Source organism: Novosphingobium sediminicola (assembly GCF_014196525.1).
Taxonomy (GTDB): domain Bacteria; phylum Pseudomonadota; class Alphaproteobacteria; order Sphingomonadales; family Sphingomonadaceae; genus Novosphingobium; species Novosphingobium sediminicola.
Genome location: NZ_JACIDX010000018.1, coordinates 36,700 through 54,282 on the forward strand (window position 1 = coordinate 36,700; position 17,583 = coordinate 54,282).

At 64.4% G+C, this 17,583-nt stretch carries 13 protein-coding genes; 9 read left to right on the forward strand and 4 right to left on the reverse strand.

All coding sequences use genetic code 11. From position 1 onward, the window contains the following. Positions 1 to 5 precede the first annotated feature (5 nt). Positions 6 to 752: a response regulator gene (locus GGR38_RS19630; protein ID WP_172340218.1), complete on the forward strand. Its 747-nt coding sequence runs from the start codon at positions 6 to 8 to the stop codon at positions 750 to 752. Further along, positions 749 to 2,296, forward strand: coding sequence for a sensor histidine kinase (locus GGR38_RS19635; RefSeq protein WP_183627916.1), 1,548 nt, complete (start codon positions 749 to 751; stop codon positions 2,294 to 2,296). The genes GGR38_RS19630 and GGR38_RS19635 overlap by 4 nt, the downstream gene beginning before the upstream one ends. Here the strand turns inward: GGR38_RS19635 and GGR38_RS19640 are convergent, their stop codons facing one another. Next, on the reverse strand, positions 2,297 to 5,041 hold the full coding sequence (locus GGR38_RS19640; RefSeq protein WP_246405067.1) for a M1 family metallopeptidase: 2,745 nt from the start codon (positions 5,039 to 5,041) through the stop codon (positions 2,297 to 2,299). Between the two features lie 219 nt (positions 5,042 to 5,260). Here GGR38_RS19640 and pabB point away from each other — a divergent pair, with 219 nt between their 5' ends. Genes pabB through GGR38_RS19655 form a run of 3 tightly spaced genes read left to right on the forward strand, consistent with a single transcriptional unit; the run spans position 5,261 to position 9,037 of the window. Next, the gene (gene pabB / locus GGR38_RS19645) at positions 5,261 to 7,126 is read left to right on the forward strand and encodes an aminodeoxychorismate synthase component I (RefSeq protein ID WP_183627919.1); all 1,866 of its coding nucleotides are present in this window, start codon (positions 5,261 to 5,263) and stop codon (positions 7,124 to 7,126) included. Positions 7,127 to 7,136: 10 nt separating this feature from the next. Further along, entirely contained in the window at positions 7,137 to 8,315 is a 1,179-nt protein-coding gene (locus GGR38_RS19650) for a pyridoxal phosphate-dependent aminotransferase (RefSeq protein WP_183627921.1), read from the forward strand. 14 nt (positions 8,316 to 8,329) lie between these two features. After that, entirely contained in the window at positions 8,330 to 9,037 is a 708-nt protein-coding gene (locus tag GGR38_RS19655) for an RluA family pseudouridine synthase (RefSeq protein WP_183627923.1), read from the forward strand. Between the two features lie 229 nt (positions 9,038 to 9,266). Here GGR38_RS19655 and arfB read toward each other — a convergent pair whose 3' ends face one another. Both arfB and GGR38_RS19665 read right to left on the reverse strand, forming a co-directional pair. After that, positions 9,267 to 9,689 carry an alternative ribosome rescue aminoacyl-tRNA hydrolase ArfB gene (gene arfB, locus GGR38_RS19660; RefSeq protein WP_183628033.1) on the reverse strand — a complete coding sequence of 141 codons (423 nt, stop codon included), beginning with the start codon at positions 9,687 to 9,689 and terminating at the stop codon, positions 9,267 to 9,269. 241 nt (positions 9,690 to 9,930) lie between these two features. Further along, positions 9,931 to 10,239: a hypothetical protein gene (locus GGR38_RS19665; RefSeq protein ID WP_183627925.1), complete on the reverse strand. Its 309-nt coding sequence runs from the start codon at positions 10,237 to 10,239 to the stop codon at positions 9,931 to 9,933. Between the two features lie 145 nt (positions 10,240 to 10,384). Here GGR38_RS19665 and GGR38_RS19670 point away from each other — a divergent pair, with 145 nt between their 5' ends. The 4 genes from GGR38_RS19670 to metH are packed head-to-tail and all read left to right on the forward strand — an operon-like array spanning position 10,385 to position 16,006. After that, entirely contained in the window at positions 10,385 to 11,386 is a 1,002-nt protein-coding gene (locus GGR38_RS19670) for an ArsR/SmtB family transcription factor (RefSeq protein ID WP_246405068.1), read from the forward strand. Beyond that, entirely contained in the window at positions 11,383 to 12,330 is a 948-nt protein-coding gene (metF, locus tag GGR38_RS19675) for a methylenetetrahydrofolate reductase [NAD(P)H] (RefSeq protein ID WP_183627927.1), read from the forward strand. Before GGR38_RS19670 ends, metF begins: the two co-directional genes overlap by 4 nt. Position 12,331: 1 nt before the next feature. Further along, positions 12,332 to 13,390, forward strand: coding sequence for a homocysteine S-methyltransferase family protein (locus GGR38_RS19680; RefSeq protein WP_183627929.1), 1,059 nt, complete (start codon positions 12,332 to 12,334; stop codon positions 13,388 to 13,390). Positions 13,391 to 13,405: 15 nt separating this feature from the next. Next, positions 13,406 to 16,006: a methionine synthase gene (gene metH, locus GGR38_RS19685; RefSeq protein ID WP_183627931.1), complete on the forward strand. Its 2,601-nt coding sequence runs from the start codon at positions 13,406 to 13,408 to the stop codon at positions 16,004 to 16,006. 32 nt (positions 16,007 to 16,038) lie between these two features. Here the strand turns inward: metH and GGR38_RS19690 are convergent, their stop codons facing one another. After that, positions 16,039 to 17,457 (reverse strand): radical SAM/SPASM domain-containing protein, encoded by a 1,419-nt coding sequence (locus GGR38_RS19690; protein ID WP_183627934.1) that lies wholly within the window; start codon positions 17,455 to 17,457, stop codon positions 16,039 to 16,041. Positions 17,458 to 17,583 lie beyond the last annotated feature (126 nt).

The window sequence follows — 17,583 nt, forward strand, 5'->3', positions numbered from 1 at the left end:
ATGAAGTGAACAGCGACAGCGACATTACTCCGCTGCGCCTCCTGCTGGTCGATGACGAGCCGGATCTGCGCGAACCTCTGGCCTCCTATCTGGAGCGTCAGGGGTTTGCCGTCCGGCAGGCAGCCAGCGCGGCCGAGGCGCGCAACATCATCGCTCTGGATGTGCCCGATCTGGTGTTGCTCGACATCATGATGCCGGGCGAGGACGGGCTGTCGCTGTGCCGCCATCTGACCGAGGCGCGCTCGATCCCGACGATCTTCCTGACCGCGCGGGGCGAAGCGACCGACCGGATCGTGGGGCTGGAAATCGGCGCCGACGATTATGTCGTCAAACCTTTCGAACCGCGCGAACTGGTCGCCCGCATCCGCAGCGTGATGCGCCGGACGCATCGCGGCGTGCTGGCCGAAACACAGGCCAATGAGGATTTCCAGTTCGATGGCTGGCGGCTCGATCCGCTCAAGCGGCGGCTGATTGCCGCCGATGGCGCGATTGTGGCGATTTCCTCGGTGGAATTCCGCCTGCTGATGGCTTTCCTCGAACATCCAAGGCAGGTGCTGGACCGCGACCGCCTGCTCGACATGGTGCAGGGGCGCGAGGCGCATCTGTTCGACCGCGCGGTCGATAATCAGGTCAGCCGCCTGCGCCGCAAGATCGAGGTCGACAGCCGCAATCCGCAACTGATCCAGACCGTTTGGGGCGGCGGCTATATGCTGGCCGCCGATGTGCGCCGGGTGCCCACGGTGGAGGCATGAAGCGTTGGAATCCCAGTCGGTTTTTGCCGCCCCGACTTTTACCGGGCAGCCTGACCGGACAGGTCATGCTGGCGCTGGCGGGCGCGCTGCTGCTGGCCCAGACGATCAGCGCGATTCTGCTGTATAAGGCGCAGGCCGAATATCGCGAACAACAGGTAACGCAGGAACTGGCGATGCGCGCGGCCATTGCGCTGCGCCACCGCGACGAAGCCGACACGCCCGAAGGGGGCCCGCCTCCCCCGCCGCCGCCCGCCGAGATGATGCGCGCAGAGCGCCTGCGCGAAGAACGGACGCGCGAGCCGCACCGCCATGACGGCCCGCCCCTGATGGTGGGGCGCGGGCCGGATGACATGCCGCGCGGCCCCCGCCCGGTGCGCATGGCCGATTTCCGCCCCAATGCGGGCGACGAGGCCAAGCCCGAAATCACCCAGCGTCTCAATGAACTGCTCGGCTCGCAGGATCTGAAACCGCAACATCTGATGGTGGTCGAGCGCGATATTGCCGATGATCCGTTCTGGAAAAAGCGCGTCGACCGCCGCTATGCGATGATGGGCGACCATGCCCCGCCCAAGCCCCGGCATGTGCTGGTGGCGGCGGCGCAGGCTGAAAATGGCGGCGAATGGATGGTGGTGCGCTCCAGCGTTCCGGCGCGCGATCCATGGCTGCTGGCCACGCTGATTGCGCAAACGCTGTTTATCTATGCCGTGCTGGTGGGCGCGATTGCGCTGATCCTGCGGCGGATCGCGCGGCCTCTGGCGGCGCTGACCAGCCGGGTCGATCAATTCGCCCGCACCCGCGAATCGACCGGCCAATTGGAGCCCCAAGGCCCCGCCGACGTGCGCCATCTGATCGAGGCGCATAATGCGATGGAGCAGCGCATCACCTCGCTGATCAATGAAAAGGACGTGATGCTGGGCGCCATCGGGCATGACCTGAAAACACCGCTGGCCGCGCTGCGCGTGCGGATCGAGAGCGTCGAGGACGATGCCGAGCGCGACAAGATGGCCAAGACCATCGAGGACATCACCCGCTCGCTGGACGATATTCTCTCGCTGGCCCGTGTGGGCCGCCCCAGCGATCCGGTGGAATCAACCGAACTGGCCGCCCTCGTCGCCTCGATTGTCGAGGAATATGAGGATATGGGCGAGGACGTGGAATTCGACCATGCACCGCGTCTGGTCATGCCTTTGCGTGCAACATGGCTGCGCCGGGCTTTGCGCAATCTGATCGGCAATGCGCTGCGCTATGCCGGCAGCGCGCAAGTGACGATGGTGCGCGAGGAAGCCGAGGGCCACGGCTGGGCGGTGATCCGCGTGGTCGACCATGGCAAGGGGATCGGCGGCGACATCGAGAAGATGTTCGAGCCTTTCACCCGCGGCGAACCTTCTCGCAACACCGCCACAGGGGGCGCGGGGCTTGGCCTGACGCTGGCCCGCGCGATTGCGGACCAGCATGGCGGGCGGCTGACGCTGCATAATCAGACCGATGAGCGCGGGGCGGTGACCGGCCTGATGGCAACGCTCTGGCTGCCGCTTCCTAACTGATCATTTGGCTCGCATCATCGCGGCGGAAACCTCGGCTGCGCGCGCGTCCTTCAACACGCCGCAGCTGTGGACCTGTTCGATGACGCGGGCCAGTTCCAGTTCACCGGTCTTGCCCGCCAGCCGCGCGCCGAAATCCTTCTGGATCGCATCGGATTTTTCCACCGAGCAGAAAGTGCCGAACACCTGCGGCAGGCGCGAGGCAAGGAAGATGCCCGAACTGCCCGACAGCAATTCATCGGCATGGGCCCGCAACCAGTCATAGCCCATGTCGCGCGTCTTGGTGTTCACCGCCACGTCCATCACCAGTTGCACTCTTTCGGACAGGCGCAGGCGCTTGTCCTTGGCGTCATCGAGCAGCCATTGCGCGACATCCGCCTTGCCTGATCCGGCCAGAGCCGAGAGCGCGGAGGGGCGGAACAACGGGTCCTGCGAGGCCAGCGCCTGTTCAAACAAGGACTTGGCCGCGACCAAGCCATCCGGCTGCGCCTCCAGCCATGCGCCAAGCCCCACGCCATACCACGCCGGATCGAGCGCCGCCTTGTTGCCCCCCAACCATGCCCCCGCCGCGCCCGCCAGCGTGGCCAGCAGCGCCGGATCGCGCGCCACGCCCGCCATCTTGCGCACCAGTTGCGCGCGACGCTGCGAGCCTTCCGCCTCCTCGCCCGCATAAGCGCCCAGCGCGGGATTGAACCCCGCCTTGGCCAGCATCGGCGCATAGAGCCGGTTGAACAGCGCGCGATAGGCCCCCTGCGCGGGCGCATCATAGAAACCGGCGCGATCCAGTGTCTGCAACCATCCGGTGGCCGCCGCGCTGGCATAGGAATCGGGGTTGTTCACCATGGTCCGCGCCATTTGCAGCAAGAGCGTGGGCCGCGCCCTCCCGGCCTGAAAACTGGCCCACAGGCTGTCGGCCACGGCCAGCGCCTCGCCGCCGGGCAGGCCCGCCGAAACGGCCAGCAGGCGTTCCCAATCGGCCTGCGGCATGTCGAAGCGGTAATAGCCGGTGCCGCCCGCATTGGGGATCATCGCGCCATTGACGATGATGCTGATGATCGCCGCCTCGCCGTCCAGCAACTGGCACTGGCGAATCTTTTCAACGCGCACGCAAAAGGGAATCGACCATTTCTGGGGCGGCGCGACAGTGCCCAACCGGGCATAGCGGCTCTGCACCGCGTAATATTCGCCCTTGCCGCCGCTGAAGGTCAGCAAGGGGATGCCCTGCTGGTCGGTAAAGCTCTGCATCGCGGGCAGGATGCGCGGATCGCCAGAAGCCTTGGCCAGCGAGGCGAAGAAGTCGGCGCTGGTCGCATTGCCATAGCGATGCGCGGCCATATAGTCGCGCACGCCCGCCTTGAACGCATCGTCGCCCATAAAGGCCGCGATCATCGCCACCACATGGCCGCCCTTGCCATAGGTGATCGAATCAAAGGCGGCGTCGATCTGGGCATTGGTATCGATCTTTTGATGGATCGGCCGCCCCGCCAGCAGGGCGTCGGTGCCCATCGCGGCAAAGCCTTCCTCCAGCGCGCCTGCGCCGATGTTCAGGTCCGCCCGCCACTCGTTGCCGATGCGATAGCCCATCCAGTTGGCGAAACTCTCGTTGAGCCAGATGTCATCCCACCACGCGGGCGTGACCAGATCGCCAAACCATTGATGCGCCAGCTCATGCGCCACCACCATGCCGAAGGCGCGCTTTTGCGCCGTGGTGGCGGCATCGTCCAGAATCAGCAGATTGTCCTGATAGAGATCGGCCCCGGCATTCTCCATCGCGCCGGGCATGACGGGCGCGGTGATCTGGTCCAGCTTGGGATAGGGGAAAGCGGTGCCGAAATAGCTTTCCAGATGGGTGACGATGCTCTTGCTGTTCTCCAGCGCGAAGGCGAGCTTGTCCTTGTTCTGCTGGGTCGAAATGATGCGCAGAGGCAAAGGCTTATCGCGCTGCGGCGTGGGCGCCACCTCGCCCTTGGCCACGGCGAAAGGCCCCACCATCATCGCCACCAGATAGGAGGGCAGCGGCGCGCTCTGGGCAAAGCGGTGGATGGTTTGCGCGCCGTCATCAACCGTATCGGTTTCGGGCGCGTTGGACACCGCCGTCATGCCCTTGGGCGTGCGCAGCGTGACGGTGAAGGGCTGCTTATACCCCGGCTGGTCAAACGAAGGGAAGGCGGCGCGCGCATCGATCGATTCAAACTGGGTCCAGCTATACCACGCATCGCCCACCTTGACGCGGAACATGCCCTGCGGCCCGTCCTGAAACGGCGCGTCATAGTCAAAGGCGAAGGTGGCCTGGCCTGCGGGCAATTCTTCGTCAAACGTCAGCAGGGCGACGCCGGTTTCATCCACCTGTTTCCAATGGCCGGGGAATTTGCGCCCGTTGACGTTGGCCGAAACCCGCGTGACGTTGAGATCGCGGCCATGGAGATAGACATAATGCGTCGCCCCATGGAGCAGCGCGTCAATCTCGACATGGCCGGAAAAGCGCTCCTTGGCCGGATCGACGGATAGGTCGAGGCGGTAGAAGGCGGGCGTGACCGCACCCTCCAGCCGCCCGCGCGGCGCGGAAGGCGGGGGCGGCAAAGGCTGGGCCGGGGCGGCAGGCGCCGCCACAGGCTCGGCCACCACGGGCGCGGCGGGTGCGGCATGGCGGGCAACCGGGCGCGCCGCAGGATGGGGGGCGGCCCATGCCCCATGGGGCAGCATCATGGCGGCGCAAAGCACAGTGTCAAAAAGCCGATGATGACGCATGATCGCTCTCCCCCCAAGGGGCCGTCCCTGCCCCGTTCATGGCCCCGTTCATAATGGCCGGATTTTGACCGGGCCGAACGGGCCAGCCCCTCTATTTCATTCAATATAATGCGATGTTAGGCCATTTCTATCGCTTTCTGCATCGAAAGCACAACACAGATGCCCAAGGAACAAAGGGTTTTTGCAACCTTGGCCTTACATCGCTAGAAGCCGCCCATCATGGGAGATTCCATAAGAAACGACCGGCCGTATAACGCGCCCTTTGTCCTGCTCGACGATGCACGCCGGAATGGGGCATCGGGTGCGGATGAAGGTCGCGCGAGGCTTTATACCAACCCGCGCGAAATCATCATCGCGCGCAGGCCCGAAGAAGTCGCCCCGGCGCTGGCGCGGATCGAGGCGCTGATCGGGCAGGGCTACGCCTGCGCGGGCCATTTCGGCTATGAGGCAGGATTGGCGCTGGAGCCGCGCCTTGCCCAGCTGGCCGCGGCGCGCAGCGGGGCCGATGGGCCGCTGGTGTGGATGGGCGCCTTTGATGGCTGGCAGGATATGTCCGGCGCGCAGGTGAGCGAATGGCTGGCCGGGCAGGCGCAATTCGATCCAGCGCCCCGGATCGGCCCCATGGTGCCCGCGATCGGGCCGGGGGCCTATACGTCCGCCTTTGACCATATTGCCGAGGCGATCCGCGCGGGCGACATCTATCAGGCCAATTTCACCTTTCCGCTGGCCGGGCCATGGGCGGGCGATCCGCTGGCGCTCTATGCCCAATTGCGCAGCAGCGGCGGGGGCGGCCATGGCGGCATCTTGTTCGACGGCCAATATTGGCTGCTCAGCCTCTCGCCCGAATTGTTCTTTGAGGCGCAGGGGCGAGATTTGCGCGCCAAGCCGATGAAGGGCACCCGCCCGCGCGGCGCCACGCCCGATGCCGATGCGGCGCTGGCGCGCGAACTGGTCGAGAGCATCAAGGATCGTTCGGAAAATCTGATGATCCTTGATCTGATGCGCAATGACATCGCCCGCGTCAGCGATGCAGGCAGCGTGCGCGTCGATGCGCCCTTTGCCATCGAGTCCTATCCCACCGTGCATCAGATGGTCTCCACCGTAACGGCGCGGCTGGAGGAGGGACGCTCTTTGGTAGATGTGATCCGGGCGCTGTTCCCCTGCGGATCGGTGACCGGCGCGCCCAAGATCCGGGCGATGGAATTGATCCATGCCCATGAACGCGATCCGCGCGGGATCTATTGCGGGTCGCTGGGCCACATCGACCCGCCCGACGCGCTTAATTCCACTGGAAGCGCCTCTTTCAATGTGGCAATCCGTTCGCTGCGTCTGGCGCCCGATGGGAAAGCGGTGCTGGGCGTGGGGTCGGCGGTGGTGGCGGATTCCGTGGCCATCGACGAATGGCGGGAATGTCTGGTCAAAGGGGGTTTCGTGCATCAGCCAGCGCCGGACAAGATGATCGCCGCTTTCGATCTGATCGAGACGATGGCCTTTGATCCCGAAATCGGCGTGCCTCTGCTGGAGGCGCATCTGGAGCGGATGAAGGAAAGCGCTGGCGAATTGGGCTTTTCCTTTGACCGCCACGGCGCGCGCAATGCCATCCATGCGCTGTGTTTCCAAGTCGAAAAGCCTTCGCGCCTGCGCCTCGTGCTGGGGCGCAGCGGGGCGGTCAGTGTCGAGGTCGGGCCTTTGCCCGCGCCTTTGGATCGCGATGCGCCGGTGCCGGTGATCGCGCTGCCGATCCCGCTGGACACGGGCGACTGGCGGCTGCGGCACAAGACATCCGACCGCTGGTTCTATGACGCGGGCCTGCGCGCGGCGCGGGCCGAGGGCGCGAAAGAGGCGATCTTCGTCCGCGATGACGGGCTGATCACCGAGGGCTGTTTCACCAGCGTTTTTGTCGAGCGCGACGGGGTGCTGCTGACCCCGCCTTTGGCGCTGGGTCTGTTGCCGGGGGTCTTGCGCCGGACGCTGATCGAGGAAGGGCGCGCACGTGAGGCGGAATTGACGCTGGAGGATCTGGAGGACGGATTCTTTATCGGCAATGGCCTGCGCGGCTTGATGCGGGCGCAGCTTTGCGTTTAACGCGCTTTCCATGAACATCTCTCAGGCCCTCTCGCGCATCCAACCCTCGCGCACCAACGCCATGACCGACCGCGCCATCGCGCTGCGCGATGAAGGACGCGACATCATCTCGCTATCCGTGGGCGAGCCTGATTTCCCGACCCCGCCCCATGTGGTGGCCGCGATGAAGGATGCGCTGGATGCGGGCGACACGCGCTATACGGCGGTGGCCGGCACGGCGGCGCTGCGCCGCGCCTCGGCGCTGCATTATGAGCGCGATCTGGGGCTGAAGGTCGCGCCATCACAGGTGCTGGTGTCCTCGGGCGGGAAACAGTCGATCTTCCTCGCGCTGATGGCCACGCTCAATCCGGGCGATGACGTGCTGATCCCCGCGCCATGGTGGGTGTCCTATCCCGAAATCGTGCGCTTTTCGGGCGCCAGCGTGGTGCCGGTGGCGACCTATGCGGCGGATGGTTTCCGGCTCTCGGCCGATGCTCTGGCCGCCGCGATCACGCCGCAGACCCGCTGGCTGCTGCTCAACAGCCCCGGCAACCCGACGGGCGCGACATACAGCGCGGCGGATTTGCAGGCGCTGGGCGAGGTGCTGCGCCGCCATCCCCAGGTGCTGGTGCTGAGCGACGATATTTACGCGCCGCTGCGGTATAATGGGGGCGTTCATGCCACGCTGGCGGTCGAATGCCCCGATCTGGCCGAGCGGGTGCTGACCGTTTCGGGCGTGTCGAAGAGCCATGCGATGACCGGGCTGCGCATCGGCGTGGCGGCGGGGCCGGAATGGCTGATCGGCGCGATGGGGCGTTTGCAGAGCCATGTTTCGGGCAATGCCTGCTCGATTTCGCAGGCGGGCGCGGTGGCTGCGTTTGAAGGGCCGCAGGAATTCCTGCTCGACTGGCGCGAGAAATTCCGGGCGCGGCGCGACCTGTGCGTCGATGCGATCAATGCGATTCCCGGCCTGTCGACGCCCATTCCCGATGGCGCGTTCTATTGCATGATTGATGCGGCGCCGCTGATGCCCCGCTTTGGCGATGATGAAGCGCTGGCCATGCATCTGCTCGAAAATGGCGTGGCGATCGTCGCGGCCAGCGCCTTTGGCGGGGCGCATTGCGGCTTTGCCGGTTTCCGCATTTCCTTCGCCGCCGATGAGGCGAAACTGACGCAGGCTTTCGCCCGGATTGCTTCGGCCCTCAAATGATCTATGGGGTGGGAATGAACATTCCCATCCTGTTTGAAGACGGCGAAGCCCTTATCGTCAACAAGCCCGCCGGCTTGCCCCTCGACCGTCCGCGCAAGGGCGGCGTGGCTCTGGAAGATTTCCTTCCCGATCTGCGCCTTGGCTTCGCGCGCGAGCCTTTGCCGGTCCATCGCCTCGATCAGGATACGTCGGGCTGCCTGCTCTTGGCGCGCAATCCCAAGGCGCATAAACGATTCTGCGCCGCCTTCGAGGCGCGCGTCGTGTCCAAGCGCTACCTTGGCGTGGTCAATGGGCCGGTGCGCAAGGAATCGGGCACGATTTCGCTCAACCTGCTCAAAACCTCCAGCAAATATGGCGGATGGCGCATCGTCGCCTCGCATGAGGGCAAGCCCGCCGTCACCCATTGGCGTAAGATCGCCGAAGTGGATGGCCTCACGCTGGTCGAATTCCGCCCCGAAACCGGCCGCACCCACCAGATCCGCGTCCATGCGCAAAAGGGGCTGGGCGCGGCGTTGCTGGGCGATCCGATCTATGGCGATGGCGCCGGGGCGGGCCGCACGATGCTCCATGCGGTCGAACTGACCGTGCTGCGCGAGGGCAAGCCGCCGATCCATGCCGTGGCGCCCATGCCGGAAGATTTCGTCGAACTGGGGTTTGAGGAAGGGATCGATCTGACCAAGGTTTGGGAACAGAAGGAAGAACAGGAAGATCACGGGGAGTGAGGATAATGCGAGGGTCTAGACCCTCGCGCTCCCGTTACTGTCTTCGTTGCGTATGGGGTTCGGCCTTAGGTGTCGGACGCAGCGTTATAAATTGAAAGCCTGCGGCGCCCATCAGCGCTAGTCCGCCGCGCCGCAGGCTTTATAAAGAAACCCCACCCACAAACCGGCACACAACCCCATTAACGGGATTGCAAAGGGACAAGTCCCTTTGCCCGCCGGAGGCATACCCTTACTCCTTCCACTTCCCCCTCCCCGCCTTCACCGAAGACCGCCGCGATTTCCCGTCCATGCGCCGGGTTTGCGAGGCTTTGGTGGGCTTGGTGGCCTTGCGGGCCTTGGGGACAAAGGTGGCCTCGACGATCATGGCGATCAGGCGCGCGCGCACATCCTGCCGGTTGATCAATTGCGAGCGGGAGCCTTCGGAGCGCAGGACGATCACGCCCTCGGCGGTCATGCGCGACCCGGCGATGCGGGCAAGGCGGTATTTGACCGCATCGGGCAGCGATGGCGAGGCTGCGACATCGAATTTGAGGATGACCGCGCTGTCTGTGGTGTTCACATGCTGTCCGCCCGGCCCGGAGGATCGGGTCGTGCTTTCGACGAGTTCGCTTTCATCGAGGCTGATCGAGCGGGTGACGGGGATGCGGGGCATGGCGGTGTCATAGGCAAGGCCGGGGCCCCAGTCCAGCATTGGGCATCCAGCATTGGGCCGGATCGCCCTCAGACCGCCACGTATAAAATTTCTTTTATACCATAATCATGGGATGCGGCGGGCCGGGGCCAACATTAACACTTGTTCAGCGACCCGATGGGCTGGTGGTCTTTCGATACCACGCCATCGAACTGGCCCGGCCGAGGCATCCCCCTTGGCCGGGCCATTTTTTCATCAAAGATCAGGGCTTCTTGGCGGGTGCCGGAGTGGGGCTGATGTCGGCGCCTGCGGCGGCGGCGGCGGCCGCCACGTCGGCGGCAGCCTGGCCTGCGGCGGCGGCCACGCCTTCGGTGGTGGTGGGGGCGGCCGATGCGGCGGCGGCAGAGTCGGCCGCAGGCGCGGCATCAACCGGGGCCAGCGCCGATTCGGCGGGCATTTCCACGTTTTCGGGCGTCACCGCATCGGCCGCCTTGTCCGAACTGCCGCAGGCGGCCACCGCCAGCGAGGCGACAACAGCAAAAGCAAGAGCGCGTTGGCGTTGCGAAATCATGGGAATCCTCACGTTATGGGGCTATAAACTGGCCTTATTAGGTAGGCCCACGCGCCCAAAAGGCAAGGGTGTATCAAGCTAGGTATATTCCTATCATGGTAGTGGTTGTAATCATATAAAGATATCTTTATATGCCCTATCAGCCATGACACAGAACCTGCTCATCGACCCTCTTTTGCGCGCGCTGGCCGATCCCACGCGGCTGCGCATCATGCGCCTGCTGGCCGCGATGGAGCTGGCCGTGGGCGAATTGGCGCAGGTCTTGGGGCAGAGCCAGCCGCGCGTATCGCGCCATGTAAAGATCCTGTGCGATGCGGGCCTTGCCGAAAGGCGCAAGGAGGGCAGCTGGGTGTTCCTGAAAATCGCCCCCTTTGCCGCCGATGGCCCATCCCTGCGCGCCGCCAGCGCCCGCCTGCTGGCCGCTGCTGAGGATGAGGACAAGGATTTCGCCGCGCAATGCGCCGAGGACCGCCGCCAACTGGCCGCGATCCGCGCCGGGCGCGAGGCGGCCTCAGCCCAATATTTCGCCCGTCATGCCGGGGAATGGGACCAGATCCGCTCGCTGCTCAGCCCCGATGAACCAGTCGAGGAAGCGCTGGGCCGCCTGCTGCCCGCGTCCTTGGGCCAATTGCTGGACATCGGCACGGGCACGGGGCGGATGGCGCAACGTTTCGCGCCCCGCGCCGCCCATGTCACCGCGCTGGACAAGAGCCCCGACATGCTGCGCATCGCACGCACCCGCTTGCAGGATCTGCCCGCAGGCAAGGTCGATCTGGTGCAGGGCGATTTTGCCGCCCTGCCCTTTGCCGATGCCGCATTTGACACGCTGCTCATGCATCAGGTGCTGCATTATGCTCAGGCCCCCGAACTGGTGCTGGCCCAGGCCGCCCGCGTGGCCCGGCCCGGCGCGCGTCTGGCCATCGTCGATCTGGCCGCGCATGCCCATGAAGAATTGCGCACGACCCATGCCCACGCCCGCCTCGGCTTTTCCGACGAGCAGATGGCGCAATGGTTTGCCGCCACAGGATTCTCCGCCGATGCGCCGCTGGCGCTGAACGGCGGGCAATTGACCGTCAAGATCTGGACCGGGCGCCGCCTGCCCGAAAGCGCAGGCACCGCCCCAAGCAATGCAAAGGTTTCCGCATGAACGCCAGCTATGAAGCGCTGAACGAGGCCCGCAAGGCGCTGGACGCGCCGCTGTTTGCCGGGCTGCCGGGCGATATTCGCGTATCGTTCGAATTCTTTCCGCCCAAGAGCGATGCGATGATGGCGCAATTGTGGGAAGTGGTGGAAACGCTGGCCCCGCTCGATCCGGCCTTTGTCTCAGTCACCTATGGCGCGGGCGGCACCACGCGTGACCGCACCCATGGCACGGTGGCGCGCATCATTTCCGAGGCGCGCCTGCCCGCCGCCGCGCACTTGACCTGTGTGGACGCCACCAAGGCCGAGGTGAATGCCGTGGCCGAAGCATACTGGGAGGCCGGGGTTCGCCATATCGTCGCGCTGCGCGGCGATATGGGCCAGCCGGGCGCGCCTTTCGTGCCCCATCCGGAGGGGTATCAGAATGCCGCCGATCTGGTGGCGGGCTTGAAGCGCGTGGCGCCGTTTGAGATTTCGGTCGCGGCCTATCCGGAAAAACACCCCGATTCGGCCGATGTCGATGCGGACATCGACAATCTGAAGCGCAAGCTGGACGCGGGCGCGACCCGCGCGATCAGCCAGTTCTTCTTCGAGCCGGAAACCTTCTTCCGGTTCCGCGACCGTCTGGCCGCAGCGGGCATCGACGCGCCGGTGCTGCCGGGCATCCTGCCGGTGTCGAATTTCGCCCAGACGCGCAAATTCGCGGACGCCTGCGGGGCGGCGATCCCGGCGTGGATGGAGGGCCTGTTTGCCGGGCTGGACACCCATCCGCCTGCGCGCGCGCTGGTGGCGGCGACGATTGCCGCCGAATTCTGCCGCAAGCTCTATGCCGGCGGGGTGCGTGATTTCCACTTCTACACGCTCAACCGCGCCGAATTGTCCTATGCGATCTGCCATCTGCTGGGGGTGCGCCCCAACCCCGCCCGCGTCGCCCAAGTAAAGGCTGCCTGATATGTCCCTGATTCCCTCTGCTGCCCGCAAGGCCCTGCTCGAACAGGCCGCCAGCCGCATTCTCATCACTGATGGCGCCTTTGGCACCGAGATCCAGAATTACGGCCTGTCCGAGGCCGATTATGCCGGTTCGCTGGGCCTGAGCCACGATCAGAAGGGCAATAATGACATTCTGGCGCTGACCAAGCCGGAGGTGCCCGAGGCGATCCACCGCGCCTATTTCGCCGCCGGGGCCGATATTGCCGAGACGAACACCTTTTCCGCCAACCGCATTTCGCAGGCCGATTACGGGGCGGAACATCTGGTGCGCGAAATCAATGTGGAAAGCGCGAAACTGGCCCGCCGCGTGGCCGATGAGTTCACCGCGAAGGATGGACGCCCCCGCTTTGTGGCGGGCGCCATCGGGCCGACGAACAAGACGCTTTCGCTCAGCCCCGACGTCAACGATCCCGGCTATCGCGAGATCGACTGGGACTATCTGGTCGATGTCTATGCGCAGCAGGTCGAGGCGCTGGTCGAAGGCGGGGCCGATTTCATCCTGATCGAGACGGTGTTTGATACATTGAACGCCAAGGCGGGCGTGATGGCGGTGCGCCATGTCGAGCAAAAGCTGGGCCGGGAAATCCCGATCATGCTCTCGATGACGCTGACCGACCTGTCGGGCCGCAATCTGTCGGGCCATACGGTCGAGGCGTTCTGGTGGGCGGTGCGCCATGCGCGGCCTGTCACCATTGGCCTCAACTGCTCTTTCGGGGCCACGCAGTTGCGCCCGCATGTAAAGGCCCTGTCGGAAATCGCCGATACGCTCATCATGGTCTATCCCAATGCGGGCCTGCCCAATGAGCTGGGCGCCTATGACGAACTGCCCGAAACCACGGCGGGTCTGGTCAAGGAATGGGCGGATGCCGGACAGGTCAACATCCTTGGCGGATGCTGCGGTTCGACGCCTGCGCATATTGCGGCGATGGCGCGCGCGGTGGGCGGGCTGCCCTCGCGGCAATTGCCCGAATTGACGCCGGTGACGCGCCTTGCCGGTCTTGAACCCTTTATCTTCGCCTGATCGCTGGAATTTTCGATGACAACTCAATCCTCCGCCCGCTTCGTTAACGTCGGCGAGCGCACCAATGTCACCGGCTCGGCGGCGTTCAAGAAGCTGATTCTGGCGGGCGATTACGCCAAGGCCGTCGAAGTGGCGCGCCAGCAGGTCGATAATGGCGCGCAGATCATCGACGTGAACATGGACGAGGGCCTGCTCGACGCCCATGAGGCGATGACGACCTATCTGAAGCTGATCGCGTCGGAACCCGATATCGCCCGCGTGCCGATCATGATCGACAGTTCCAAATGGGACGTGATCGAGGCGGGGCTGAAATGCGTTTCGGGCAAGCCGATCGTCAATTCGATCAGCATGAAGGAGGGCGAGGAGCAATTCCTGGCCCAGGCGCGCAAATGCATGGATTATGGCGCGGCCGTGGTGGTCATGGCCTTTGACGAAAAGGGCCAGGCCGACACGCGCGAGCGCAAGGTGGAAATCTGCTGCCGCGCCTACAAGCTGCTGACCGAGAATGCTTTCCCCGCCGAAGACATCATCTTTGACCCCAACGTCTTTGCCGTCGCCACCGGCATCGAGGAGCACGACCGCTATGCGCTCGACTTCATCGAGGCCTGCCGCGACATCAAGGCGGCCTGTCCGCATGTCCATATCAGCGGCGGCCTGTCGAACCTGTCCTTCTCTTTCCGCGGCAATGAACCCGTGCGCCGGGCGATGCACTCGGTGTTCCTCTATCACGCCATTCCGGCGGGGATGGACATGGCCATCGTCAATGCGGGCCAGATCGACATCTATGACCAGATCGACCCGGCCCTGCGCGATGCGGTCGAGGATGTGATCCTGATGCGCCCTGTAGAGGGCGAACTGACCGCCACCGAGCGCCTGATCGCTCTGGCCGAAAGCTATAAGGGGCAGGACAAGGCGGCGGAAAAGGCCGCCGAGGAATGGCGCTCCTATGATGTGGTCAAGCGTCTCGAACATGCGCTGGTCAAGGGCATCGACGCCTATATCGTCGAGGACACCGAGGAGGCCCGCCTCCTCCACGCCCGCCCGATCGAGGTGATCGAGGGACCGCTGATGGCGGGCATGAACCGCGTGGGCGACCTGTTCGGTTCGGGCCAGATGTTCCTGCCGCAGGTGGTGAAATCGGCCCGCGTGATGAAAAAGGCCGTGGCGCACCTCATCCCCTTCATCGAGGCGGCCAAGGAAGAAGGCGCCAAGGCCAAGGGCCGGATCATCATGGCCACCGTCAAGGGCGACGTTCACGACATCGGCAAGAACATCGTGGGCGTGGTCCTGCAATGCAATGGCTATGAGGTGATCGACCTTGGCGTGATGGTGCCGTGGAGCAAGATCATCGAGACGGCGCAGAAGGAAGAGGCCGACATCATCGGCCTGTCGGGCCTGATCACGCCTTCGCTCGACGAAATGGTGACCGTGGCCGAGGAAATGCAGCGGGCGGGGATGACTATCCCGCTGCTGATCGGCGGGGCGACGACCTCGAAGGTGCATACCGCGCTGCGCATCGATCCGGCCTATGACGGACCGGTGGTGCATGTTCTCGACGCGTCGCGCGCGGTGGGCGTGGCCAGCCAGTTGCTCTCGGACACGCAGGCCGATGGGTTTATTTCCGCCACCGCCGATGAATATGAAGCCGTGCGGATCGCGCGGGCGGGCAAGGGCGGTTCCAAACTGCTCTCGATTGCGGACGCGCGCGCCAATGCTTTCGTGATCGACGCCGCGCAAAAGGCCCCGGCTCCGGCCAAGCCCGACCTGCATCGCTATGACGACTGGAGCCTGACGGATCTGGTCGATTATATCGACTGGACGCCTTTCTTCCGTGCATGGGAGTTGGCGGGCACCTATCCGGCGATACTGAACGATGAGGTGGTCGGGGAATCGGCGCGCAGCCTTTATGCCGATGCGCAAAAGATGCTGGCCCAGATCATCGAGGAAAAGTGGCTGACCGCGCGCGGCGTCTGCGCCTTCTGGCCTGCGCATCGCGAGGGCGACGATATCCTGCTCGACGACGGCACGCGCCTGCCCATGCTGCGCCAGCAGTTCATCAAGAGCCGAGGCCGCGCCAATTTCTGCCTGTCCGACTTCATCGATACGTCCGACGACTGGCTGGGCGGTTTTGCCGTGGGCATCCACGGGATCGAGCCGCATCTGGCCCGCTTTAAGGCCGACCATGATGATTACAGCGACATCCTGTTGAAGGCGCTGGCCGACCGCTTTGCCGAGGCTTTTGCCGAAAGGATGCACGCCCATGTCCGCCGCGAGTTGTGGGGCTATGCGGCGGGCGAGCAATTGACCAATGAGGCGCTGATCCGCGAGCAATATCGCGGTATCCGCCCGGCGCCCGGCTATCCGGCATGCCCGGACCATACGTTGAAGCCGATCCTGTTCGATTTGCTGAAGGCGGGCGACAATGCCGGGCTGGTGCTGACCGAATCGCAGGCCATGCTGCCCACGGCGGCGGTCAGCGGTTTCTACTTCGCCCATCCCGAAAGCCAGTATTTCGGCGTCGCCACCATCGGCGAGGACCAGTTGGCCGATTATGCCGAGCGGCGCGGGCAGACCATCGAGGAAACCCGCCGCTGGCTGCGGCCCAATCTCGACTGAGTATGAAGGCGGGGGGCCTTGCGCTCCCCGCCCTATTGTTTGGGCGCGAAATCGGCCAGATCGGACAGGCGCACAATGGGATCGCGCAGGCGCGGATCGGCCATCACCGCCAGAAACGTCTCATGCTGGGGATGCTGGGGCAGGAAAACCGCCCGCGCGGCATATTCGTTCGAACTGAACGTACCCCAATTCGTCAGGCGCAGGAAATCCATATTGTCCGCGCCCAACCAGCGCGCCAGATCGACGCAATCGCCCATCTCGCGGTAATTATCCACCTGCACGACAAAGCTGAGATCGAGGCTTTTCACCTGCCCGGTAAAGCGCAACTGGGAGGCGAAGCGCAGATTGCGCTCCATCACATCCCATTTGGCGCCGCGCCGCAGTTTTTCATGCGTGGGGCCGGTGGCCGCATCGATGCTGATACGCAAATGGGCGGTGCGTTCGTGCAGCGCGGGGAAATTCGCCCATTCCCGCTCGGTCAGCAGCATGGCGTTGGTCATCACCTGAAAGCGCAGATCGGGAAATTCCTCCGCCGTCATCCGCTCGATCAACTGGCGGAAATTCTTGCTGGCAAACGGGTCGCCCGATCCGGTCACGATGGCCAGTTGGGCGTCTTTCAGCATGGGCAGGATCTTTTCCTCCTGCATCCGGGCAAAGCTCTCGCGCTTGGCGCTGTCCGAGGCGATTTTGTGCGAACGGCAGCTTTCGCAATAAAGGTTGCAGGTCTGGTCATAGGACAGATTCACCCGCCCCGGCCCGCGCGGCATCCGGGTCAGCCGCCCCTCGACCACCTCGGCCCAGAAGCTGTTTCTGGCCGCAATATCCGTGCGCTTGGGCAGCGTGCCCGATGCGATACGCGGGCATGCGGTCTTGTTGCAATAACGATAGGAGCCGTCCTGAATGCTCTGGCGGATGTCCATGGATTCGTTGGAATTCCACACGTCCTGCCATGGACGCTCGCCCAGATTGCCCGAACTTTGCGTGATCCAACTGGCGCAGCACAGATGCGTGCTGCCATCAAGCACGTCGATCTGTTCAAAAGGCGTGGGGCAGAAGCGGTCCGTCAGATCATATTTGGGATTGTCGGGATCGATGCGCGATTCAATGAAGAACACCGCCCCCTGAACCAGCGCCGACAGACTGTGCGCCGCAGCCAGCCGGGCGATGGCCGCGCGAGCCGCAAGGGGATCATCCCCCAACCTGGCCACGGCCCCCGCCACGGCCCGCAAGACATCCAGCGCCAGCCGCCCCTTGGTGTTATTGGCCTGCGAATGATCAAGGCGTTGATGCAGGCCGGGGAAATGCTGAAGGAAAATCGGCAGATCTTCCCAGATCTCGGGATGATCCAGCCCATCGCAAAGCCGCGCCACCATCAGATGCAGCACGTCCTCCTCGCTGAGCGGAACCTCCTCTTCGACGGCTTCATTCTCGATGTCGGTCATGCTGGTCATGGAGCGCCTGCCTTGCTGGGTCGCAATTGTGTGAAGCAAGATGATGAATTTGCGCCCAAGCCTTTGCCCCGCACTATTGCCTATCGGGGGGAAGGCCCATGGGACGGGTCCTTTTTCCGCGACGAA